Genomic DNA, 23,759 nt, shown 5'->3' with positions numbered 1-23,759 from the left:
AAACGGCGGAAGAATATAAATGTAGGGAAAGGCGGCAGGCGTCTATCGGATAAAAGTGACAAAATCAGTTTCCGCTTGCAGCAGCCCGGAGAACTGATGAGGCAGGTGATGGGTGAAATATCGGAATTCGTTGATGAAATGTGTCTGATCACAATAGCCGGCTTTATGGGCCAGCAGGCTCCATTGCGGATGCCGCATACGCAGCATGTAGTCGATCGCTTTTCTGAAACGCACCAGCCGGCAGAACATTTTGAGACGCAGTCCTGTCTGTTTCAGGAAAGCTCTTTCCAGGGTGCGTTTGGTGAGGAATACGCTGGTTTCCAACTGACGGATGGTGATATTGCCGTGGGAAGCAAAGATGAGCTGTATGGCTTTTTCAATGTCACAGTTGTTGGGTGGATTGCCTGTCAATTGCTCCAGTAGCCAGGATTCCAATAGTTGTATTTGTTGCTCCGGGCTACTGCATTCATTGATTCCGGTGGTGAGTGATAAGATTCGTTTTCCTAACAATGTGTATAGGTTGATAGCATGGTTGTTGCACCATTCTGCCGGTACTTTAAACATTCTGGACCAGCTGCCGGGCCTGAAATGCGCTGTCAGCAAACGTGTTTCACCGTTGATGCGCCACTCACCGATATGATTGCGGGGCCCCGTCAGCATAGCGGGGGATGCATATTCCTGCTGGTCGACATTGTACAGCGCATGTTCAGTACCCAGGTTAAGCCACATGCTTTGAATGAAATGTGGCAGGAGCGTCAGGCATCTGTCTTCCCCGGAAAAATTACCCGCTATCGACTGATAGGAAAGCAGGTAGTCCCGGAGCCGCTGATGAGGCCGGAATGTTTGTACGTTGAACATATGGATGGGTTTCTTTGGGGCACGGTGAGATCTAATGCAAAGGTCCTTTTTTTTTCCGGGGCACTAAAAAATACCTGAGTAAAATGAATAAAATGAACAGGAATAATTAATGTTTTTGTATTAACTTCAAACTATTGCTATTTCTTGCGATTAAAATATTTTCCTGGCCCTATTGAAATGTTCGAAAATGAGGTGATTGAAGGCGTTTTATAAACAGACTCGTCATTATACCATATTCTATACCCCCTTCAATTAAATCTTATGAAAGTACTTCGTCTGCTGGCTGTTGTATTGCCGGCCTTCACCCTCTCTATCACCAGTGCCCGGGCACAGGAAACGGCTTCTGCCACGGCGACTGCAACCATTATCACACCTATTAGCATCACCAAGGATGTAGACATGAATTTCGGTAATGTGGCTGTACAGTCTACTACCGGGGGAACGGTGGTATTAACTCCCGGCGGTGTACGTACCGTGACCGGTGGTGTAACTTTGCCCAGTACCGCTACCGGAACTGTTACGGCGGCAGCCTTTACCGTAAACGGAACCGGTAATTACTCCTACAGTATTAGCTTGCCGTCTGCTGCTGTTAGTATCACCAGCGGGTCCAATACGATGACCGTATCTGGTTTTGTTAGTACTCCTTCTGGTGTGGGGCAGCTTTCCTCCGGTACCCAGGCCCTGCACGTAGGCGCTACATTAAATGTCAGTGCGGCACAGCCTGCCGGTACTTATGTGTCAGGCACACCGTTCGACGTAACGGTAAATTATAATTAATCGTGTATTGATCATGGAGAGGATGGATAGGGTCCTTTCTGCGGATGCAATGGCATTTGCGAGGATAGGGCTACTTGGTGGATGACACGCTTATTCCTGATGAGATAACCAGAAAATATGGCTTTGTTACCGGTACAACCAAAATCGGGAATTGTGAAACCCGCAGTTGTTTTTATCATCCTGTATGCGATTGTTTTTTTTTCATCACCTGAACAGGCGACTGCACAGGGAAATCTGATGGTAACTCCGGTACGGGCTGTTTTTGAAGGCCAGGAGCGATCCACAGAACTTAATATTGCAAACTCAGGGAAAGACACCGCCCGGTTTGTCATCTCCATGGTAGAGATCCGGATGAATAAAAGCGGCACTTTTGAACGGATCACTGAACCGGATTCAGGTCAGCTGTTTGCCAGTGAATATATCCGGTTTTTTCCCCATAGTGTTGTGTTAGGGCCCAATGAGGCGCAGGTGGTGAAACTTCAGGTCACTGAAACTAACCAATTGACACCCGGTGAATACAGGTCTCACCTGTATTTCAGGGCTGTGCCGGATGAGCGGCTGATGGCCAATAAAAATAAAGGGAAAGATAGCAGTGGTATCAACGTGCGGCTTGTTCCCGTATTTGGGATCACCATACCGGTTATTGTTCGTATTGGTAATACGGCTGCTTCCGTGCAGCTGACAGACCTCTCCCTGGACTTCGAAAAAGGACCACTGTTGACAATACTGTTTAACCGGTCAGGGAATGCATCGGTGTACGGTGATGTGACCGTGGATTATATTTCTCCCCAGGGTAAAAGAATACAGGTCGGATCAGCTCAGGGACTGGCAGTTTATACCCCTAACCAGCAGCGTTACCTGCACCTTTCACTGGAAAATAAGCCAGGGATAGATTTCCATACCGGAAAACTTCATGTGACCTATTCCGCGGCACCTCCCTCTCGGATTACACCATTGGCAGAGGCCGAATTGCAGCTAAAATAACACCGGAAAAAGAGGATCGGAAAGGTGTGGCCAGACGAAGATTGGTCAGCCCAGTAATTCTAATGCAGTGATTTTACATTTGTTCATACCATTACTGCGCAGCAGGAAGGCTACCGGAGGATGGGCGTTCTCCGGTATCAGATTAATGCTGTTGACAGGGCTATTGTTATTGCCTTTTCTGTTATTGGCACAGACCAGCTGGACAGGCAGTGCCAGTACTGCCTGGTCCAACAATGCCAATTGGACAGCGGGCGTGCCGAATAGTACGGTCGATGCTGTTATCGGGGACGCTAACTTTACCGGGTCTTTTGCACCAACGGTAAATGAAAGTTCCTCTTGCCGGTCACTAACAGTAGGCGCAGGTACCAATGTAACCCTGTCTATCAACAAAAACCTTATTGTGGCCGGGAATCTTGTTATTGCAGCCGGAAGTACCCTGACCCAGAAAGGTACCTCACTCACAGTGAAGGGGGATTGGACCAATGGGGGGACCTATACCTCCACCAATAATAATGCAAAAGTCATTTTTGCCGGTATAACACAGGCCATCGGAGGAACAGCTACTACCACTTTCAGGAAGCTGGATATTGCGATAGGAAGCGTTACGACCCAAAAAGTGAACATCACCGTGTCTGGCGCCTTTAGTGTAGAGGGAACTTTTATACCTGCTGACCTGGCAACACCCGTTGTCGTTTCCGGGAATGCTGGCTTGTCCATGCTGGATGGCGCGGTGTTGCAGGTGAATGCAGCGACACTGGCCGGTAATTATGCGCTTACAGGGGCTGTTACATTATCTCCCGGTAGTATTGTTAACTATAGTGGTACATTGGTAAATCAGACCATCAGCAATAGCCTGACATATGGAACGCTGATGATCAGTGGTACCGGCACCAAAACATTGGCTGGAAATCTTAATAGCCTGAATGCCACTACCGCGACCTCCGGTAATATCATCGTCTCCTCCGGTACCCTGGACCTTTCCTCCTTTACCGCCAACAGGGGAACTGCCGTGGCCGGCGGAGCATTGACAGTAGCCAATAATGCCACGCTGAAAGTAGGAGGGACCAACAGTCTGCCGCTTAACTACAGGACCGTATCATTCAGTTTGACGAGCACCGTGGAATATTCCGGGACTAACCAGACAGTAACGCAGCAAACCTACGGCAACCTGACGCTGTCGTCCGGTAGCGGAGCGGCTGTGAAAACATTCCCGTCCTCCTCTTTTACCGTAGCCGGTAATCTGTTGTCCAACCTGGCCAGCGGAACTTCAGTTTCCTATACGGCCGGAGCTGATATAACGATCAGCGGTAACGTGACGATAGGGACAGGCACGACTTTCTCCGGCGGTAGTTATAATATCACGGTCGGTGAGAACTGGATCAACAACGGTACGTTCAATGGAAATACAGGTACTGTAATCATGACAGGCGGTGGCACTTCCATCAGCGGATCCGGAACACACAATTTTAACAACGTCACCGCTGCCGCCACCAATATTACAACCGCCGCCAATTTATCGATAACCCTTACCGGAAACCTGGCCACTTCTTCTCCTGGTACATTTACCCTCCTTAGCGGAGGAACACTCACGATGAGCGGCACCAGTAAAACCATCAGCGGTACCGGTATTATGCTGGAGAACCTTATTGTGTCCGGTACCGTGACGGCATCATCCGGTATAACGCTGACGGGTAACCTGACTGTCAACGGCACTTTTAACGGAACCGGAGGAACCGTAGTAATGACCGGCACCAGTAAAACATTTTCAGGAACCGGTACCATCACTTTCGGCACACTTTCCATCACCGGCTCTGTCTCTTCTTCTGCCAGTTTCACTATCAGCAATACACTGGATATACAAAACACGTTTTCCGCCAGTGCGGGGACAGCCACTTTTTCCGGGACAAGTTATCTCAATGGCACCGCCAATCTTTACAATGTTACGCTGAATGGCACCTCGTTACAGCTGTCGGCCAATGCTGTGCTGGGCATCGCCAACACCTATACGGTCACCGCCGGAACATTGAATGTTACCGCCGCTGTACCCAATACAGTCAACTTTAACGGAACCGCTGCCCAAACCATTTCCGCCAGTACTTTCTACAACCTCACTGTCAGCAATAGCAGTACAAAAACACTCGGAGGTGCTGTTACCGTGAACAACGATTTTACCATTGCCTCCGGCACTACGTTCAACGGCGGTACTGCACAAGTACTCACGATTTTGAACAACTGGATCAATAATGGCACCTTTACAGCTTCCACAGGAACAGTAACACTCAGCGGCAGCACCAATACAACGGTGACCGGCGCCAGCACCTTTAATACACTGGTGCTTAACAAAACAGCTACTATCAACCAGGTAACCCTGCAGAACAATGTTTCTGTGCAAACGCTGACAATGACCAGCGGTGGCATGATGACCGGCACCAATACGCTTACGATCACAGGCAATAGAAGCGGTAACGGCATTATACTCGGCAATATCCAGCATTCCCACACGTTTTCCCTGGGCGTTGCTTACGCCTTTGAAGGGCCTAATACCACCATTACCCTAACCGGCCTTACCCTTACCGGGTCTATCACCATGTCCGTAAACCCGGGAGTAGTGGCTGATTTCCCTTCGGGTACAGCCATCAACCGCGAATATGATATATCATCTTCCGGTATTACGCTGGCGGCAACAACATTGCGCTTCCATTATGAAGATGCAGAACTGAACGGCAACAATAAATCCAATCTGACTATCTGGCGGAATACCGGATCGGGGTGGGCTGTTTATGGTAATACTGCCAGTAGCACAACCAGTAATTATGTGGAACAGACAACCCTGCTATCACTCAGCTTTACCGGCAGGTATACGCTGGCTTCCACTGCCAACGTAGTCAGGTGGAATGGCTCTGTCAGTACTGACTGGAATACCGCCGGTAACTGGACCATTGGACAGGGAAGCCCTTCCCGGCCGCCTGGTACCGGAGATGTTGTGGAAATAGGTACCATCGCATTTACCAACCAACCGGTTATCAGCACCGCTGTGAGCGTAGCCGGTATTTCTTTCGGCAGTGTGCAGGCGGCTACGCTCACACTGGCAACCGGCGGCTCGCTGACCACTCAGGGCAATATCGCCGGCATCTGGTCGGCCAACGTATCACATACGATCAATGTGAATAACCAGGCCCTTACCGTGAATGGCAACCTCGCGCTGAGCGACGGTACCACCGGGCATAATATACAGCTCAACGTAGGAAATGGCAGTATAACCGTAGGCGGATCGCTGACACAGTCGGGAAATGCAGCTATCACCTGCTCTGGTACCGGCGCCATCAATATCGGCGGTAATTTTAATTACAGCAGCGGTACCTTCAGTCCGGGTACAGGAACGGTTACCTACAATGGAAGCACCAACCAGACCGTGGCGGGTTTAACCTACAATCAGTTGACCATCAGTAAGACTGCCGGTAGTGCCCAGATTGGCAGCGCAACCACGGTCAATGGCAATGTTACCGTTAGCAGCGGAGACCTGAGCTTCAACGCAGCAACAACTGTCAGCGGCAATATGAACATCAGTTCCGGCGCTACGTCCAATGGTGGCGCTATTGCGCTGACGGTAGGAGGGAACTGGAATAACAGTGGCGTATTTACGCCAGCCTCCGGCACTGTTAATTTTACAGGTAGCAATGCACAGAATATCGCCGCTACCACGTTCAATAACCTTATCATCAATAAAACAGGCAGCGCTGCCACACTCACCGGTAATGTAGTGGTAATGGGTAATGTATCTGTGAATGCAGGAACAATGACCTTATCTACGTATAACCTTAACCGTAGTTCTCCCGGTGGTGTATTTACACTGGCTAATGGTGCAGCGCTGAACGTTGCCGGGACAGGGAATTTCCCCGCCAACTATACACAATATAACCTGGGCAACAGCAGTACTGTTACTTACAACGGGACTGGCAGTCAAACGGTGTACGGTGGAATTTCCTATGGTTATCTTACGCTGGCAGGCAGCGGTACGCAGAGCCTGGCTGCAAACATCACCGTCAACAGCGATTTGCAGATAGGGGCAGGGGCAACTTTCAATGCCGGTACTTATACCATTAACCTGTATGGTAACTGGAACAATGCAGGCACCTTCAATGGCGGCAGTGGTACAATAACCCTGAATGGCAGTACTAAAACCATTACCGGCACAACTACCTTTAACCGGCTTACCGTGTATGGAAGTTATAGTGTGGCCGGTAGCAATATTACCTACAATGGCCTCCTTCAGATCATTACCGGTGGTTCCTATGATGGCGGCAGCGGGAATGCCACTGTAAACGGCGACCTTATCAACAACGGATCGCTGGTGAGTAACGGGGTGACGACCTTTACCGGTACTGCTGTGCAGACAATCCGTTTTGTTAACGCGCTGGTGTCCAATTCCTCAGGGGTTATCAACTTTAATGGTAGTGTGTCGCCGGTATTGAATTCTACCAGCTCCCCCACTTATGCGACCCTGAATATCAATAATACGGCGGGGGTGAGCGCGAGCGTGGGCTGGACGGTGTTGATGGCATTTAATATCAGCAGCGGCGCTACATTTAACGGTGGTGTATCTACGCATACTATCAGTGGCAGTTTTACCAACAATGGTACTGTTACCAGCAGCGGAACGCTGAACTTTACTCCTTCTTCTGCGCAAACTATTCAACTGACGGGGACTTCCTTTAACAGTACCGGTACCGTGATATTTGGCGGCACAGCACCGATAACCATTACGGGAACGCCTACCAACCTGGCTACCGTTACCATTGCCAACACCGCCGGCGTTACTCCCGCTACGGGATGGACCCAGAGTGCCGACTTTCATATCAATGGTAATGGCGTATTCTACGCAGGCGCCAATACTTTTATCGTGAACGGAAATGTTGAGAGTAATGGAACGCTGCATGGCGGCACCTCTACTTTCACGATGGCCGCTCCTTCCGCCATTTTGATCGGTAGCGACAGTACCACTTTTTATAATCTTGTGGTCAATGGAAATGTGACCGCCAGCTCCAATTTTAACGTCATCAATAATCTTACGCTGAATGATACGCTGGATGCGTCTGTAGGTATGCCTGTAATGGTGGGCTCAGGCCCGTCCCTGATTGGCGGTACAATTGCTCCCTTCAACCTGGCTACCCTGGAAGTAAAAAAATCCAATAATGCAGTCGTGTCACTGGGCCGGTCATTATCGCTGATGACAGCGCTGGATATTTTATCAGGCGTACTGGATACCGGAGATTCCACCATTACAGAAGACGTGACCAATGGCGGTGCGCTTATAATCGGCGCCAATGCCCGCCTGATTGTGAGAGGAGTTAACAGCCTGCCCGCTTTTGATTCCTATGCCCTGGATACCCTGAGTTACGTGGAATACGGCGGAACTACCCAGGCTATCGCTACTGTTACGCCGTATGGCAACCTCGTCATTTCTGCTGCCGGCAATAAAACGGCGTCGGCACCTATTACCATACTGAGTAATTTTACCCTTAGCAATGGCACGTTCATCCCGGGCAGTTTTACGGATACGCTGAGGGGGAACTGGACAATGACCGGTGGAACTTTTACCAATACAGGCGCTACTATTTATTTTTCCGGACGGGCAGACCAGCTGGTTTCCTCAACCGGAGCGTTCAATAATATCCAGGTAAAAAAGGCATCGGGACAAGTGGTGTTGCAAACCAATGTAACGGTAAATGGCATTCTCACGTTTACCACCGGTAATGTAAGGACAGGCGGCAATACTTTGATAATGCCCGCCGGCGCCACGATAACAGGAGCCGCACAAAACACAGGATGGGTGTATGGGCGTTTGCAAAAAAATGTGGCAGGCGGGGCTGCTGTCTCCAGGACATTTGAAGTAGGAGACAGCCTTATTTATTCTCCTGCCACTGCCTTGTTTGCCAGTGTAACCACCGCCGGTAATATTACCGGGGTGGTCACTGATGGAAGCCATCCCAATATTGCCACATCCGGTATCGATGGTACCAAAAAGGTAAACCGCTACTGGTCGCTCATCAATAGCGGAACGGTATTTACAACGGTAAACGTTACATTGAACTGGGTAGCTGCCGATGTGGGAACAGGCGCCAATACCGCTAATTTTAAGGTAGCCAGGTATGATGGTACCAACTGGACATTGGCAGCTGTCAGCGCTCCATTGGCAACATCCATACAGGCTACAGGGCTTACTGCATTGGGCGACCTGGTAGTGGGAGAACTGTCGTTGGGCGCTATCTGGACGGGAGCAATCAGTACTAACTGGTTTGTTACCGGCAACTGGTCTACCGCTGCGATACCAGCCATCAATACCAATGTGACCATTCCTGCTGCGTTGGTGAATTATCCACTGGTCAGTACGGGCACTGCCACCGCCAATAATATAACGATTCAAACCGGAGCTACTGTTACCGTCAGCAATGCCATCCTGCAGCTGGCAGGTACTATCAGCGGTCCTGGCGCCATTAACGCCACTGCGGGTACCATTGTATTGAATGGCGTGACGGCACAGACCATCCCCGCCGGCATCTTTGCTACCAATACCCTGCAATCTCTGACCATTAACAATGCAGCCGGGGTGACGCTGGCCGGAACACTCAAAATCAGCGGTATACTGACTCCCACCGCCGGACAGTTCAGTACTGCCGGTTTTCTCACGCTGCTATCTACTGCCGCTGCTACAGCGTTGATTACTGGCAGCGGCACGGGACAGGTAACCGGCAATGTAACCATGCAGCGTTATCTTTCCAACGCCTTCGGTTACCGGTATCTCAGTTCTCCTTTTCAGGCGGCCACTGTCAGTCAATTGGCTAATGACATTAATCTGAATGCGTCGTTTCCTTCATTATACCGGTACGACGAAACAAGGGCGTCTACAGGATGGGTGTCCTATACCAATACAGCAAATGTACTGACACCCATGCAGGGGTATGCTGCGCAGATGGGAACTTCAACAGCCCCCATTACGGTGGATATTACCGGTGTGGTCAATAACGGGTCTGTTACAGCCCCTTCGCTCACGAATAACAATCAACCTTATACACAGGGCTTTAACCTGATAGGGAATCCTTACCCGTCGCCTATTGACTGGAATGCAGCCTCCGGATGGACACGGACAAATGTGGATAACGCAGTGTATTATTTTAATCCCGGTACTACCGATCAATACACCGGTACCTATAGCACCTATATCAATGGTGTTTCCAGCGATGGTATCGCCAATAACATCATTGGGTCTATGCAGGGCTTTTTTGTACATGTTACCAATGGGACTTTTCCGGTTACGGGAGCGATTACGATTAACAACAATGCGAGAGTCAACGCGTTGTCGCCTGTTTTCCACCGGGTATCGCAACTAACGCCTGTGTTGCGGATGGGCGCCGCTTTTGCGGATGATGGCGCGCCATATGATCCCCTCGTCGTATACTTTGATGCTGACGGGACGCCGGCCTTTGAGAAACAACTGGATGCCATCAAACTGATGAATACAGATCCGGCTATCCCCAATGTATACACGCTGGCAACAGATAGCTCCCGTCTTGCTATCGGGGCATGGTCTGATGTATGGGATACAGCTTTGGTTATTCCGGTAGGGATCAGGATTGCCAGGGCGGGTTGGATCACTTTCAATACCGTAAGCCGTGAACGTATCCCGGATGATCAGCCGATATATCTGAGAGATGCCGTTACCGGACAATATACCGCGTTAACGGCAGGAGCAAAGTACCGCTTGTACCTTGAAGCCGGTAGTTATCATCAACGTTTTGCTATCGTGTTCCGTAAAGAAGGCAGTGATGTCATGACTTCCGGAGCGCCGGTATTCAGTGCCTACTGTACTGCAGGTGGCTTGTATGCTTACTTTGATAAAGTACCGGGAGAAAAATGTTATATCAGCGTGACGAATATTGCAGGACAGACTTACGGTCAAAAAGAATTTACCGGTAACGGTCGTCATTTCCTGGGTTCCCGTTATAGCAACGGGATATACATTGTTTCATTTCAGGTAAATGGTAAAGTGGTGGCCAGAAAGGTATTTATAGGAAATCGATAACAGCTTTTAGTCATGTTACACAGCAGGACCATTACAGGAAGGGGTGGATTTTTGTTGCTCATATTATTAGTGACGGTGAATGTAGTAGCGGCACAGGAGCCGCCTCCCCGTCCTATTGCCGTGTATGTTAACCCGGCACAGGGACTTATTTTCGGCGCTTTTTTTCAGGGATTATCGGGTGGTACTGTAATCATTTACCCGGATGGGTCCCGCTCTGTTACCGGCAGTATTACGCAGGCAAATTTGGGATATCCTTTTTCGCCGGCCATCTTTGAAATAGTGGCCAACCGCGGGACGCTCGTATCTATATTGAATGGCCCGGACGTATTACTTACCGGCAGCAATGGCGGTACGCTGAGTCTCCATGTAGGAGCTGCCAGTACGGGAAGCTCCTTTGTGACCAGTGCTACGCCGCCGGCACAAAATACAGTGAAAATAGGCGGTACGCTTACCGTAGGCAGTCCGGCGGCTAATCCATCGGGGTCTTACAGCGGCATATTTACAGTTACGTTTATCCAGGAATGAAGTATACAGATATCAATAAAGCCCCTGACCATTTTTTCCGCACCATGTGGTTAACGATAATTTGTGTGGTATTGTGTCTGTCTGCAAAGGCAGGAGGCCCGGGAGACCCTGATCCTGTTTTTTATGAAACATCCATATTTGTGGTGGTACAAGGAATAGGAGGAAGGGACATACCGGCTGTTGTCAATAATGATTCTGCTTATTTGTCCATCCGGGATATGTTTAATTTCCTGAAAATACGTAATACCATTTCTGTGGGAATGGACTCTATCTCCGGTTTTTTTATCACGGAAAAAGCGCCTTTTTTCATAGATGCCGGTAATCGCCTGGTGCAATATAAGGGGAAGGATTTTCCGCTTAAGGAGAGTGATATTATTAAAACCGCTACTGCCGTATACCTGAGGACCGGTTGTTTCGGGACTATATTCGGGCTTGACTGCCAGTTCAGTTTCCGTTCTCTCTCCATCAGGCTGGTCACGCAGCAGGAATTGCCTGCTATGAGGGAAAAGAAACAGGAGACCATCCGGCGGAATATTGGTCTTTTAAAAGGACAACAGCGGGCAGATACGATCATCAGGCCCACGCATTCCATGTTTCGTATAGGGATGGCTGACTGGTCGGTGATTTCCACACAACGTCCGGAAGGCGGAGGTAATGATACCTGGTTAAATCTGTCATTGGGCGGGATGTTGCTGGGAGGGGAGACCAGTGTCTCACTCAACTATAACAATTATGCACAGCAACAATGGGCGTATGTTCATGACAGTGCACTGATAAAACCGTTTGACCAGCGCAGGCAGTTTTATCGCTGGCGTTATGTGAACAATGATAATAAGGCGTTGCGGCAAATTATTGCCGGTAAAATTTTTGTGCCTTCCATTGCATCAATATTTGATCCGATTGTAGGTATTCAGCTTACCAATACACCTACTTCCTACAGGCGCTCATTCGGGTCCTATACGATCAGTAATTATACAGAGCCGGGGTGGACGGTGGAACTATATGTCAACAATGCCCTGGTAGATTACACGGTAGCCGACGCGGCTGGTTTTTATACTTTCCAGGTGCCGCTGGTATATGGTAATTCCGTGGTAAGGCTGCGTTTTTTCGGGCCCTGGGGAGAGGAGCGTTTCCGGGAAGAAAATATTTCCATTCCATTTAACTTTCTTCCTGCGCATGAATTTGAATATACCGCCAGTGCCGGTGTAGTAGAGGATGGAAAGAACAGTTTTTTCTCAAGGGTACAGGCCAACTATGGCGCTACCCGCAGTATCACTGTAGGAGGAGGAGTGGAATACCTGTCATCTATTTCAAAAGACAAAACGATGCCATTTGTGATGGCCTCTGCCCGTTTGGCCTCCAATCTGTTGCTCTCGGGAGAATATACCCACGGAGTAAGGGGGCAGGGAATACTGACTTATAGAATGCCTTCCGGTTTGCAATTGGAACTATATTATACCAGGTACAAAAAAGGACAACAGGCTATTATCTATAATTATCTGGAAGAAAGAAAAATAGTGTTGTCAAAGCCATTCCTGTTGAGAAAAATAACGATGTTTAACCGGTTGACCTACAACCAGATTATTTTGCCGGACACACGTTACGCTACTGCCAATTGGTTGTTGTCCGGCGCTGTTTACCGCATAGGATTTAATATAAACACCTATGCTGTATTTATAAAACCGGAACCGGCCTATGTATATACGAACCTCGCCCTTACCTGGCGGCTGCCGGGAGCCTTATTGATTACCCCTCAGGTCCAGTATGAGTACAATACCGGGAGCCTGATGGCGATAAGGGGGGAGGTTGGCAAATATGTGTTCAGGCATGGTTATATCAACACCTTCTATGAACATAATTACAAGAGCCAGATTACGAATGTGGGATTGGGGTTACGTTATGACTTTTCATTTACCCAGATCGGGTTTTCTGCCTGGAAGGGGACCAATATGTCAACCCTGGTAGAATCGGCAAGGGGCAGCCTGGTTTATGACGATGTTACCCGGTCTGTCGGCTTCAGTAACCGTGTTAGCGTAGGTACGGGAGGGATTGTGCTGGTTCCGTTTCTGGATGTGAATGATAATGGCCGTCGTGATCCCGGAGAACCTAAGGTATATGGTTTGAAAATAAATAGCAATGGCGGGAGAATACTGTATCAATCAGGAGATAGTACCGTCCGTATCATTAATCTTGAACCCTACGAATATTATTTCATCGGATTGATAAAAAACAGTTTTGAGAATATCGCCTGGCAGATCCGTAAACCGGCACTCAGCGTAGCGGTAGACCCTAATCAGATGAAGCTTGTGGAGGTGCCCGTGAGCGTGATGGCAGAAGTATCGGGTTGCCTGAAATTTGAAGATGAAGCCGGTACAAAAGCTCCCGGCGATATTACAATTCAGTTTTTTAAGCAGGATACTGTACAGGTGGCGAGTGTACGAACGGAGGCTGACGGCTCTTTCAGTTATATGGGATTACAACCGGGTACATACATTGTCAGGCCAGACACAATACAGCTGCATAAGCTCGGGCTAACGGCCAAACCGGCACAATTGCCTTTTGAGGTCCGGTTTAAAACAGAAGGTGATGTGGTGAAAAAACTTAATTTCCGGTTAAAGAAAATGGCAGACCAGTAATGCTAAACATCATACGAAGATAGCCATGATTGACTGACACCCGTTTCTATGGCTTTATTGGCCATATGAACCGCGATAGCGGCTATTTTCCCCGTTTCTGCGCTGGACGCCGGCGGTATCTTTTTACGGATGCTGTCCGCAAATGCCAACAAGGCAGAGGTAGTAGGTTCCGGTTGACCGGGTATACCGAATTTCAGGGGTACGCCTTCTCCGGTCTGATCGGTTTTCGTAGCGCCGGTGACACCATCTACGGTAGCCAGTTCTTTTTTCCCTTCTTCACTGTATACAAATGCTTTGTCGCGCTGTATCTCCAGGGTGCCGCGGTCGCCGAGCACGCGGATGTTATATCCTTTGTAAGCATTGCTGAGAATAGACGTTACGCTGGATTTTACGCCGCCGGGATATTCAAATACCGTCCGCACATTGTCCCACGTTTCCCGGCCATCTTTCCAGAAATCGATACCACCCATACCCACCACGCGAAGCGGATGAGCGTCCAAAAGATAATTCACCATATCGATCTGATGCCCGCAGAGTTCCGCTACCAGTCCGCCGGAATATTCGCGGTACATGCGCCAGTTCACCAGGCGTTCCATAGAAGGATCAGGAACGGGATTGCGCCAGTCGGAATTGCGGTGGTACTGGCATTCAAAATGGGTGACTTTCCCCAGCCAGTTTTGTGCGATCACTTCTTTTACACGGTGATAAAGATCGTAATACCGGTACTGGTGACCTACCTGCAACACCAATCCGCTTTTTTTTACCTGCGCCGCCAGTTGCAGCGCCTGTGGTATATCGTAGGTCATGGTTTTTTCTACGTATACATGTTTGCCTGCGTTCAGTGCGTCTTTCGCCATGGGGTAATGCAGATAAAGCGGGGTAGCGATGATCACTGCTTCCACCTTTTTATCATCCAGCAGCTGACGGTAATCCGTATACGCTTTAGCGCCTTTGGCAGCCAGCGACATGCCACGTTGCAGGTGTGCGGGAATTACATCGCAGCAGGCGACCAGTTCTATACCCGGTATTTTCTGCAATAGTTTGGCCATACCGCCACCACGGTTACCGGTGCCGATCATACCGATTTTCAGTGGAGATGTCGATTGGCCCCATACAGGCAACGCACTGGCCAGCATAGCCCCTGATAAGGCGGTGGCCCCGGTATATAAAAACTTTCTGCGGGAAAAAAGGTGGTCTTGCATGACAAACAAAATAAACATTTAAACGGGACGTTGGGGATAAAAGAGCGAGAACGTTCTCGCTCTTTTATCGGCCCGGTACTGGTAATGCTCTCCACTGTTGATTATATTTAAAGTGAAAACAAAACCACCATGCAAGCAAACCGCAGAAATTTCCTGAAACTGGCCAGCCTACTGGGTCTTGGATTTACAGGCAATGGCATCACTAAAACTTATGCCAGTCCTGCAGCAACGTTGACTGCCTTCGGAGAAGATAGTTATTCACAAACATTCAATATGTGCGGATATGCAGCGCCGAAGCTGGAAACTGTTCGCATCGGCTTCATTGGGCTGGGTAACCGTGGGCCTGCTGCGGTAAAGCGGATGGCGCATATAGAAGGGGTGGATATCAAAGGGCTCTGTGACCTGCGCCCTGAAAAAGTAGATGCCGTCAGGCAACAGCTGTCCAAGGTCCCGGGATTTAAACCGGATATATACACCGGCAAACCGGAAGCCTGGAAAAAAATGTGCGAACGCCCGGATATCGACCTGATTTATATTGCCACCCCCTGGGCATTGCATACGCCCATGGCTGTTTATGCTATGGAGCACGGTAAACATGTATGTGTGGAAGTTCCGGCTGCTAAAACCATCGATGAATGCTGGCAACTGGTAAAAACATCTGAACGTACCCGCCGCCATTGTATGATACTGGAAAACTGCTGTTACGATTTTTTTGAACTGCTTACCCTTAATATGGCCCGCCAGGGCTTTTTCGGGGAAATCATACATGGCGAAGGCGCTTATATCCACGACCTGCTGGAAGGGAATTTCTCTAAAACCAAATACTGGGATATGTGGCGGCTGAAAGAAAATTTCCGGCATGGTAACCTCTATCCCACCCACGGACTAGGACCTGTAAGCCAGATCATGAACCTGAACCGGGGCGATAAAATGGAATACCTCACTTCCATGTCGGGCAACGATTTTCTGATGAGCGCCAAAGCAAAAGAATACGCTGCGGGAGATCCTTTCTTCCAGCCATTTGTGGATAAGTCTTTCCGGGGAAATATGAACACCACTACTGTCCGTACCCATAAAGGGCGTACGCTCATGATACAACATGATGTCAGTTCTCCAAGGCCCTATTCGCGTATTCATACTATTGTAGGCACAAAAGCTTCTGCACAGAAATACCCGGAGCCGGAACGCGTGGCTATCGGTGACGACTGGATGACGCCGGAAGCGTACAACGCGCTGAAAGAAAAATACGAGCCGGCCATCACCCGGCAGATAGGCGCCATGGCCCGTAAGTTTGGCGGGCATGGCGGGATGGATTTCCTCATGGACTGGCGTACGATCGATTGCCTGCGGAATGGACTGCCCCTGGATATTGATGTGTACGATGCCGCGCTGTGGAGTGCTATCGGTCCGCTGAGTGAATGGTCGGTAGCGCATCGTTCCAACTCCATCGATGTACCTGACTTCACCGGCGGCGCCTGGAAAACAAATCAACCGGTAGATGTGACCTTGTCTAAAGGCGGTACTACCAACATCATCTGATCATCAAAAATAAATTTCATGCGATTGACCAACATCAAACGGGTAATGCTCGCCGGCATAGGCCTGTTGCTTTGCAGCTTTTTACCGCAGCAAAAGAAAGTGCGTATTTTCTCTATCGGCGATTCCACCATGTGTGATTATGATCAAAGATACCTGACTGGTTTTGGCGGGGATAGTTTGTACCCTATCCGCGGCTGGATGCAAATGGCGCGTGTACTCGTGCCCGTTAATGCGGAAATACATAATGCCGCCCGCAGTGGCAGAAGTTCCAAAAGTTTCCGGACAGAAGGCCACTGGCAAAAAGTAATTGACAGTGTGCAACAGGGCGATTATGTTTTTATTATGTTCGGTCCTAACGATCAAAAGCCGGATACCGCCAGGCATACCGATCCGCATACTACTTTCCGGCAGAACCTGATCGATTATGTGAAGGAAGTGAGAGCCAAAGATGCCCGTCCGGTACTATTTACTTCTATTGTTCGCAGGAAGTTTGACAGTAACGGAAAGGTGCCAAATACACATGGCGATTACATCGGGGTGGTACGGGAAGTGGCTACCGAACTGAAAGTGCCGCTGGTAGACCTGAATAAGGAGACCGCTGCATTGGTGGAAAGTTATGGCCCGGAGGCATCCAAAAAGCTCTTTTTACACATCGCGCCGGGTATCTTCCCTAAATTACCGGATGGTAAAAAAGATGATACGCATTTGAGTGAATTCGGCGCCAGGAAAGTAGCAGAACTTGCCGTCGCCGATTTGAAGCTGTTAGGTGTTTTCTGAATATGTACATTAAATAAAAAAGGAAGATGCATGCAGCATCTTCCTTTTTTATTTAATGTACTTTAGTTAGGTTTTATGGCAATAGCATAAGCTTCTGCTGCACGGGTACCATCCGTTAAGTTCATTTGTATATTGTTTTTCCAGTATTTCGCCAGTATAAGGCCTTGCGGGGTCCATTCGTATCCTGCAATATACACATCGTTATTATATACGGCCATTCCCCGTGCTCTCGCCTCATTGGAGAGGCTGCTCAGTGTGTTAGGAGTAGTATTGACCCAATATTTAGGCGCAAAAGTATTGACATAACCTGATGTTAATACGTTACCGTTCAATAGTGCAATCCCGGAAACTTCGGATGTGGCATTAGGATAGGCGGGAATGCCTGTGGGTAACATAGTCGCTACCCCATTTTTCCAGTAGGTGGCGGCGACAGCGATAGTGTTACTGCTTTGTCCGGCTATGTAGACATCGGTGCCGGACAACAGAATGGCATTGGCTGCAGTGCCCCAGGGACCTTGAGTCAGATTATACAGTACGCCATTCTTCCAAAACGAAGCGATACCATTCACAATACCGACAATATAAACATCATTGCCTGATACTGCAATGTCTCTTACGCTACAGGCGCCGTTATAACTTCCGGTCGGTAAGGCGTACTGAGTGCCATTTTTCCAGTATACAGGTCTGGCCACACCATCGCTGCCATTGTCTACACCGGCTACATACACATCTGCGCCGGATACCGCAATAGCGAGGCCATAAGCTCCCCATGTACCGGTATTGCTCAGCGAAACGGCCACGCCATTTTTCCAGTATTTGGCTACTTCATGTTCAGTACCGGCAATGTATACGTCATTGCCTGAAATGGCAATGTCACGGGCTTCCGCATAGTTGGTGGCCAGCGTAACACCTGTGCCGTTTTTCCAGTATTTGGCTTCGGAAATGCCATTGGTACCTATCTGGTAACCTACTACATATACATCCGGTTCTGCCAGGGGTTGAAGATTGGCGGCTGTTTTACCAGACGCAGCCAGGCGGTCCTGCTCCAGATCATTATTCAGTTTTTTACTACAGGCATTGAGCATGCACAACGCGCTCAATAACAATAAAAGGGCGCCAGGCCTCAGTGGCGAAACAAACTTGATTTTGGTCATGTGTTGTTGGGTTTTATAGATGATGAATAAATTGGCGGGAACATTCTACGGGTTTGGTAGATAGGGAACGGGCTTTCTGCACACCGCTGTTAAATGCGGTCCTGTTAAAAATAAAGCGGGCAACTGCGATGGCATATCATCCAACAGGAAGGCTGACCCCATAGCGGAGATCAGCCTTTACATGAAATGATTAATCTTATCCTGAACGTCAGTATCCGTAGTCCTGTGTGAGCTTGTGATTGGCTTCCAGCGAAGTTTGTGGTATGGGCAATAACTCGCTGCGATTGGGTGTAAATAACTGGGCCACATTGGTGATCCAGCTGGCGTTAATGGCGCTGATCCAGTTGGCTTTTGCATAACCGGAAGGTACGGTAGCCGGCGTGGGCTGGTACAGGGAATTTCCCCATATGATAGCGGTAGCACCGGTTTTGTAATACATCACCTGTGGCAGTGTGTTATACGGCGCCTGACGGTTCATCATTTTCGTATAGTTATCTCTTGTTTCCTGTATTTTCTGATAGAGGAGATTCCACCGGATCAGGTCATACTTCCGGATGCCTTCCCCGCCAAATTCAAAAGAACGTTCGTTGACCAGTGCTGTAAAGAATGTTTCTTTGGTGGAGGGGGTAGGACCTATTTTGGTTTCATTGCCTTTAAATCCTCTTTTCCTTACTTCTTCGTATGCCGCTATGGCAGCGCCGGTGGGACCGTTGTTTAATTCATTGTCTGCTTCAGCAAACATCAGCAGTACATCGGAAAAACGCAATACCGGCCAGTTGATGCCCAGCTGTTGTGCGGTAGTAGTGGGTGCAGGCGTGATCCAGTCGGCACGGAATTTTCCGCTGACCATATTCACAATGGTTTGCACCGTTTTCGTTTTGTCGGCATTGTTATAATAAGGCGCATTTGTGACATCGCGGCGCGTATCCAGTGAATCGAAAGAATAGAAATAGGTGGGAATCACACGGATGGAGCTATTGCCCAGCTGGCCTGCGTTGCCGGCTACAAAAAAACGCGGGCCGTCGTAATAGCCCAGGTTGCCGGTAAGTCCGACGGCCATGGCTATTTCGAACATCACCTCACCGTAAGGATCTAATTTATAGGAGTCCAGTCCGTCTTTAAATACGCTCTGGAAGCTGGGGTTCAGTGTATGTTTATCCCGGCGTTGCATGATATCGGCGCACTCGTCGCGGGCTATTTTATAGTACGCCAGGTAATCGGCCGTACGTTCCATTTTACGGGATGCGCGGCGAAGGGAGTAGCCACCCCTAAAGAGGGCTATCCTGGCACGCAGTCCTTTTACCGCACCTTTGGTGATTCTTTCATCGGCGGCTACACCCGGCTCATTGCGCCAGGGAACGAGGTCGGCAGCCAGTTTGAGATCATCCAGCAGCTGGTTGTAGATGGTATCGCGGTCGGTCTTCGGCAGGAAGAGGTCCGGTTGATCGATAGACGGTTCAAACTGGGCAGGCACATCGCCCCAGTTGCGGATCAGCTCCAGGTAATACTGTGCCCGCAGGGTAAGGGCTTCTCCGTGCAGGCGTCGCAGTTGTTGCTGCTCAGTGGTGCTGCCGTTCTTATACTGCGCCATCAGCGGAATATGTTTGATACAGGTATTGGTGCGTTCAATACCCAGGTACAACTGCTGGAAAGGCCCGGGCAGCTGCGCATTGGTGGCCTGCAGGTTGTAACGGGAAAGATCGCGGGAACTGTTATCGGGTGCAGTGGTGTTGGTTACACCGATCATCTCATCATTATCATAAGGATACATGAGGCTCAGCCGGCTACCATAGGCCTGTTGATGGGTAAGCGGTTCATAGGCGCCGATGACGGCGCTGGTAGCATTGGGCACATCGCTGAAGATATACCGTTCGTCGAAGGCGGAAGGCGGTTCCTTATCGAGAAATTTTTTGCAGGAGACAGTTGTCATCAGCACTGCTATCCATCCGGCATAATAAGCTATCTTCATCATCTTCATAATGTAAGGTTTAAACCAAAAAAGAAAGAACGGCTGCGGGGATAGGCGGCATAATCCACGCCTGGCGTAATGGGTGTGGAACGGCGTGTATTCACTTCCGGATCATAGCCTGTATAACGGGTGAGTACAGCGAGGTTATTACCGGTAGCATAAACGCGCAGGCTGCCGATCTTCGCCCTGCTCAACCATTTGGACGGAAAAGTGTAACCGATGGTGACGTTGTTGACCCGTAGGAAGGAGCCGTCTTCTACCGCCCAGGAGGTAGGATAAAAAGCGCCGGCGCCGGAGAGCGGCATCCATATTTTAGCGTTGGCATTAACTGCTGCCAGTTCCTCCGGAGAAGCACCGGTGACTGCCTGTTTACCGCCAATGGTGACTACCTGTTGTATCACTTTCCCATTGTCGTCGATGGTGCGCCAGCGGTCTCCCATGATGCCCAGCATATTGGTATGGCGGGAATAGGCATTGGTAAACTCTACCTTGTTGGCATTGAGGATGCTGTTGCCAACTACGAAATTCAGGAATATGCTAAGATCAAAGTTTTTATAGGTAAACTGCTGATTCAGGCCGCCACTGTAGGTTGGATTGGCGTTGCCGATAATGGTTTTATCGTTTTCATCGATGATACCGTCGCCGTTCAGGTCTTTCAGTTTCATCCAGCCGGGTTGTGCTACACCGATAGCGGTGGATACATCCGTCACGCCGGGTTTTAAGGAATATATTTTCGTATTGGCGTCATAGTTAAAATCATTCAGCGTATAAAATCCGTCGTTTACAAAGCCGTACATAGCGCCCACTGCTTCGCCGGTCCGGACAATAAAATCGGCCGGCTGGCCGGAAATACCCCAGCCGGAATTCCTGTAGAACTGGGTCAGGTAGCCGGAAAGCGATTCCACTTTGTTCCGGTTGAAAGCGATGTTAAAAGTGCTGTTCCAGCTGAAATCATTCTTTTGAATGATGGTCGCTGCCAGTTGCAGTTCGATGCCTTTGTTGGTAGTTGTACCTATATTTTGCAGTTGTTCCAGGTAACCTGAACTGGTAGGTATGCGGATAGGGATCAGCAGGTCTTTTACTTTATTGTAATACAGGTCGGCGGTGAATTGTAGCCTGTCTTTGAAGAAAGCGGCATCCAGTCCTATATTCCGGGAGATGGTTGTTTCCCATTTCAGGTTTTTATTCGCCAGGCTGTTAGCTGCATATCCGGGCGTGATTTGTTCATTGAGTGCGTATTGTGCATTGGCGGAATAGGTATTCAGGTAAAGGTAATCGCCGATGCGGTTGTTGCCGGCCAAACCATAACTTACCCGTAGTTTCAGGTCGGAGATAAAGCGGGCTTCCTTCATGAATGCTTCCTGCGAGATACGCCAGGACAGGGCGGCGGAAGGAAAGTAACCCCAGCGTTTGTCCGGAGCGAATTTGGAGGATCCATCTGCCCGGAGACTGGCACTGAGCAGGTATTTATCCTGGTAATCGTAATTAATTTTTCCGAAGAAGGATAACATGCTGCTTTCGAGTATGGTTGTTTTCGGAAAAAGGGGCACTGTTGTTCCCAGGTTGAACTGCCCGAAAGCCTTCTCCGGTGTGATGCCTGCGGGAAAATAACGCAGTTCATTATCCAGCATGCCGGAAGTGGTAGTATAGGTTTCTTCCCCGAGTAAAACGTTTACATGATGCCCGCTTTTAGCTCTGTTCGTATAGGTGAAAACGTTAGAATTGTTTAGCGAGCTGCGATTGGTGAGGATATTGCTGATCAATGGCAAATTGGCGCCATTGAGCCGGGAGTTGGACGTAATGGAGCCATCGAAGGCGTTCAATTCCTGGTTATTGCGGTCATAACCAATCGTTGACCGGAAGGAGAAGTGTTTGCTGAAAGTATAGTTCAGGTAACCACCGATATTAAAGATACGGGTATACCTCCTGCGGTACTGCGCATCACTGAGCAGTATGGGATTGATAATACCCAATCCGTTGCCGGCATTGGTGTCGTTGTAGTAGTCTACATCGTCTTCATCTTCCGCATTGTTATTGTCGAGGTTGAAAGGGCGGTATTTGATAGCATGCCGCAAACCATTATATGCAGAGGCGCCTTCATTGGAAGAGCCTGCGCCGTTGTAGGTTTCGTCGCTGTATCTTACGTTGAGGCCTATCCGTAGTTTGGTATTGGCTTTGTGATCTAGTTTGAAGTTAAGAAGATTGCGTTTCATGCCGGCATTGATCATAATGCCTTCTTCCTGGTTGTTGGTATAGGAGAGGTTAAAGCGGGTACTTTGGGTACCGCCGGCGATGCTGACATTATGCGTTTGCATCAGGGCTTTGCGGCCAAAGACATTTTGCTGCCAGTCGATGCCGGGAACGGACTTGTATTTTTCCAGGTCTTCCCCATAGATGTTGGCGAAGGAGAGGCTGTCGGCTGTCAGTCCGCGGCTTCTTTCGTATTGGTACAGCACAAAATCATAGGGTGATAGCACTTTCAGTTTTTTAGGCAGTTGGCGTACGCCTACGGTACCGTTGTAACTGACAATGGTTTTACCTTCCTTCCCGTTTTTAGTAGTGATGATTACCACGCCATTGGCGCCACGGGCGCCGTATATCGCGGTAGCGGAAGCGTCTTTGAGTACGTCTACCGATTCGATGTCCTGTGGCGCGATGCCGGCAAAACCGTCTTCTACCTGTACTCCGTCGATGATATATAGCGGTGAGTTATCTTGTGTAACAGAGCCGCCGCCCCGCACTTTGATCGTAAAATCCGAGCCCGGTTTCCCTTCCGAAGAAGTGATCTGAACGCCGGCCAGTCGGCCGGTGAGGGCTTCAGCGGCGGAATTGACAGGAATGTCTTTCAGCTGTTTGGCATTGACGGATGATACCGAGCCGGTCAGGTCTTTTCTTCTTACGGTAGCGTAGCCTACTACCACCACATCGCTGATGTTTTTCGTCGCTATGGTCATAGACACGTCCACGGCTGTACGGCCTTTGATTTGTTCTTCACGTGTAACGTGACCGGTATACGAAAATATCAGTCTTTCGCCATTGGCCGGTAGTTTTAGTTTGTAGTGGCCGTTTTCATCCGTAATGGCGGCCGCTTTCGTATCTTTTACCCTTACCGTAACGCCAATCAGTGGTTTGTGATCTTCTGCCGAAGTAACCGTTCCCGTTATCGTGGTGGTCTGCGACTGCGCTATGGAAGCTGGCGCCAGCCATAGCAGCGAGCAGGTGATCAGCAGCCTGATAAAATCCTTTTTATGCATCATG

Annotated in this window: 12 protein-coding genes; 7 read left to right on the top strand and 5 right to left on the bottom strand. The window is 49.2% G+C overall.

The features are described from left to right. Positions 1-42: 42 nt before the first annotated feature. A complete protein-coding gene (locus ICL07_RS09375) occupies positions 43-858 on the bottom strand; it encodes an AraC family transcriptional regulator (RefSeq protein ID WP_188087647.1) in 816 nt (271 codons plus the stop codon). 261 nt (positions 859-1,119) lie between these two features. Here ICL07_RS09375 and ICL07_RS09370 point away from each other — a divergent pair, with 261 nt between their 5' ends. The 5 genes from ICL07_RS09370 to ICL07_RS09350 all read left to right on the top strand — a co-directional run bounded on the left by ICL07_RS09370 (position 1,120) and on the right by ICL07_RS09350 (position 13,860). Next, positions 1,120-1,635, top strand: coding sequence for a DUF4402 domain-containing protein (locus ICL07_RS09370; RefSeq protein WP_188087646.1), 516 nt, complete (start codon positions 1,120-1,122; stop codon positions 1,633-1,635). A 153-nt stretch (positions 1,636-1,788) separates the two neighbouring features. After that, on the top strand, positions 1,789-2,619 hold the full coding sequence (locus ICL07_RS09365; protein ID WP_188087645.1) for a fimbrial biogenesis chaperone: 831 nt from the start codon (positions 1,789-1,791) through the stop codon (positions 2,617-2,619). A 79-nt stretch (positions 2,620-2,698) separates the two neighbouring features. After that, positions 2,699-10,699, top strand: coding sequence for a hypothetical protein (locus tag ICL07_RS09360; protein WP_188087644.1), 8,001 nt, complete (start codon positions 2,699-2,701; stop codon positions 10,697-10,699). Positions 10,700-10,711: 12 nt separating this feature from the next. Further along, positions 10,712-11,224 carry a DUF4402 domain-containing protein gene (locus tag ICL07_RS09355; RefSeq protein ID WP_188087643.1) on the top strand — a complete coding sequence of 171 codons (513 nt, stop codon included), beginning with the start codon at positions 10,712-10,714 and terminating at the stop codon, positions 11,222-11,224. Further along, positions 11,221-13,860: a carboxypeptidase-like regulatory domain-containing protein gene (locus ICL07_RS09350; protein ID WP_188087642.1), complete on the top strand. Its 2,640-nt coding sequence runs from the start codon at positions 11,221-11,223 to the stop codon at positions 13,858-13,860. Before ICL07_RS09355 ends, ICL07_RS09350 begins: the two co-directional genes overlap by 4 nt. A gap of 2 nt (positions 13,861-13,862) precedes the next feature. On the opposite strand, the gene ICL07_RS09345 is transcribed toward ICL07_RS09350, so the two are convergent. Beyond that, positions 13,863-15,062 (bottom strand): Gfo/Idh/MocA family protein, encoded by a 1,200-nt coding sequence (locus tag ICL07_RS09345; protein WP_188087641.1) that lies wholly within the window; start codon positions 15,060-15,062, stop codon positions 13,863-13,865. 129 nt (positions 15,063-15,191) lie between these two features. Here ICL07_RS09345 and ICL07_RS09340 point away from each other — a divergent pair, with 129 nt between their 5' ends. Next, positions 15,192-16,601: a Gfo/Idh/MocA family protein gene (locus ICL07_RS09340; RefSeq protein WP_188087640.1), complete on the top strand. Its 1,410-nt coding sequence runs from the start codon at positions 15,192-15,194 to the stop codon at positions 16,599-16,601. Positions 16,602-16,619: 18 nt separating this feature from the next. Then, positions 16,620-17,378 carry a rhamnogalacturonan acetylesterase gene (locus ICL07_RS09335; RefSeq protein WP_188087639.1) on the top strand — a complete coding sequence of 253 codons (759 nt, stop codon included), beginning with the start codon at positions 16,620-16,622 and terminating at the stop codon, positions 17,376-17,378. Positions 17,379-17,440: 62 nt separating this feature from the next. On the opposite strand, the gene ICL07_RS09330 is transcribed toward ICL07_RS09335, so the two are convergent. The 3 genes from ICL07_RS09330 to ICL07_RS09320 all read right to left on the bottom strand — a co-directional run bounded on the left by ICL07_RS09330 (position 17,441) and on the right by ICL07_RS09320 (position 23,758). After that, positions 17,441-18,532: a hypothetical protein gene (locus ICL07_RS09330; RefSeq protein ID WP_188087638.1), complete on the bottom strand. Its 1,092-nt coding sequence runs from the start codon at positions 18,530-18,532 to the stop codon at positions 17,441-17,443. A 208-nt stretch (positions 18,533-18,740) separates the two neighbouring features. Continuing rightward, the gene (locus tag ICL07_RS09325; protein WP_223151791.1) at positions 18,741-20,504 is read right to left on the bottom strand and encodes a RagB/SusD family nutrient uptake outer membrane protein; all 1,764 of its coding nucleotides are present in this window, start codon (positions 20,502-20,504) and stop codon (positions 18,741-18,743) included. Positions 20,505-20,506: 2 nt separating this feature from the next. Further along, on the bottom strand, positions 20,507-23,758 hold the full coding sequence (locus ICL07_RS09320; RefSeq protein WP_223151790.1) for a SusC/RagA family TonB-linked outer membrane protein: 3,252 nt from the start codon (positions 23,756-23,758) through the stop codon (positions 20,507-20,509). Position 23,759 lies beyond the last annotated feature (1 nt).

Origin of the sequence: Chitinophaga qingshengii (genome assembly GCF_014529935.1) — a bacterium.
In the GTDB taxonomy this organism is placed as follows: domain Bacteria; phylum Bacteroidota; class Bacteroidia; order Chitinophagales; family Chitinophagaceae; genus Chitinophaga; species Chitinophaga qingshengii.
The sequence above is the reverse complement of the archived record's forward strand: the minus strand, read 5'-3'. Positions and strand labels throughout refer to the sequence as shown.

Coding starts and splice junctions, on each gene's coding strand:
- ICL07_RS09375 (WP_188087647.1), bottom strand. CDS start 858: ATGTTCAACGTACAAACATTCCGGCCTCATCAGCGGCTCCGGGACTAC.
- ICL07_RS09370 (WP_188087646.1), top strand. CDS start 1,120: ATGAAAGTACTTCGTCTGCTGGCTGTTGTATTGCCGGCCTTCACCCTC.
- ICL07_RS09355 (WP_188087643.1), top strand. CDS start 10,712: ATGTTACACAGCAGGACCATTACAGGAAGGGGTGGATTTTTGTTGCTC.
- ICL07_RS09350 (WP_188087642.1), top strand. CDS start 11,221: ATGAAGTATACAGATATCAATAAAGCCCCTGACCATTTTTTCCGCACC.
- ICL07_RS09345 (WP_188087641.1), bottom strand. CDS start 15,062: ATGCAAGACCACCTTTTTTCCCGCAGAAAGTTTTTATATACCGGGGCC.
- ICL07_RS09340 (WP_188087640.1), top strand. CDS start 15,192: ATGCAAGCAAACCGCAGAAATTTCCTGAAACTGGCCAGCCTACTGGGT.
- ICL07_RS09335 (WP_188087639.1), top strand. CDS start 16,620: ATGCGATTGACCAACATCAAACGGGTAATGCTCGCCGGCATAGGCCTG.
- ICL07_RS09330 (WP_188087638.1), bottom strand. CDS start 18,532: ATGACCAAAATCAAGTTTGTTTCGCCACTGAGGCCTGGCGCCCTTTTA.
- ICL07_RS09325 (WP_223151791.1), bottom strand. CDS start 20,504: ATGATGAAGATAGCTTATTATGCCGGATGGATAGCAGTGCTGATGACA.
- ICL07_RS09320 (WP_223151790.1), bottom strand. CDS start 23,758: ATGATGCATAAAAAGGATTTTATCAGGCTGCTGATCACCTGCTCGCTG.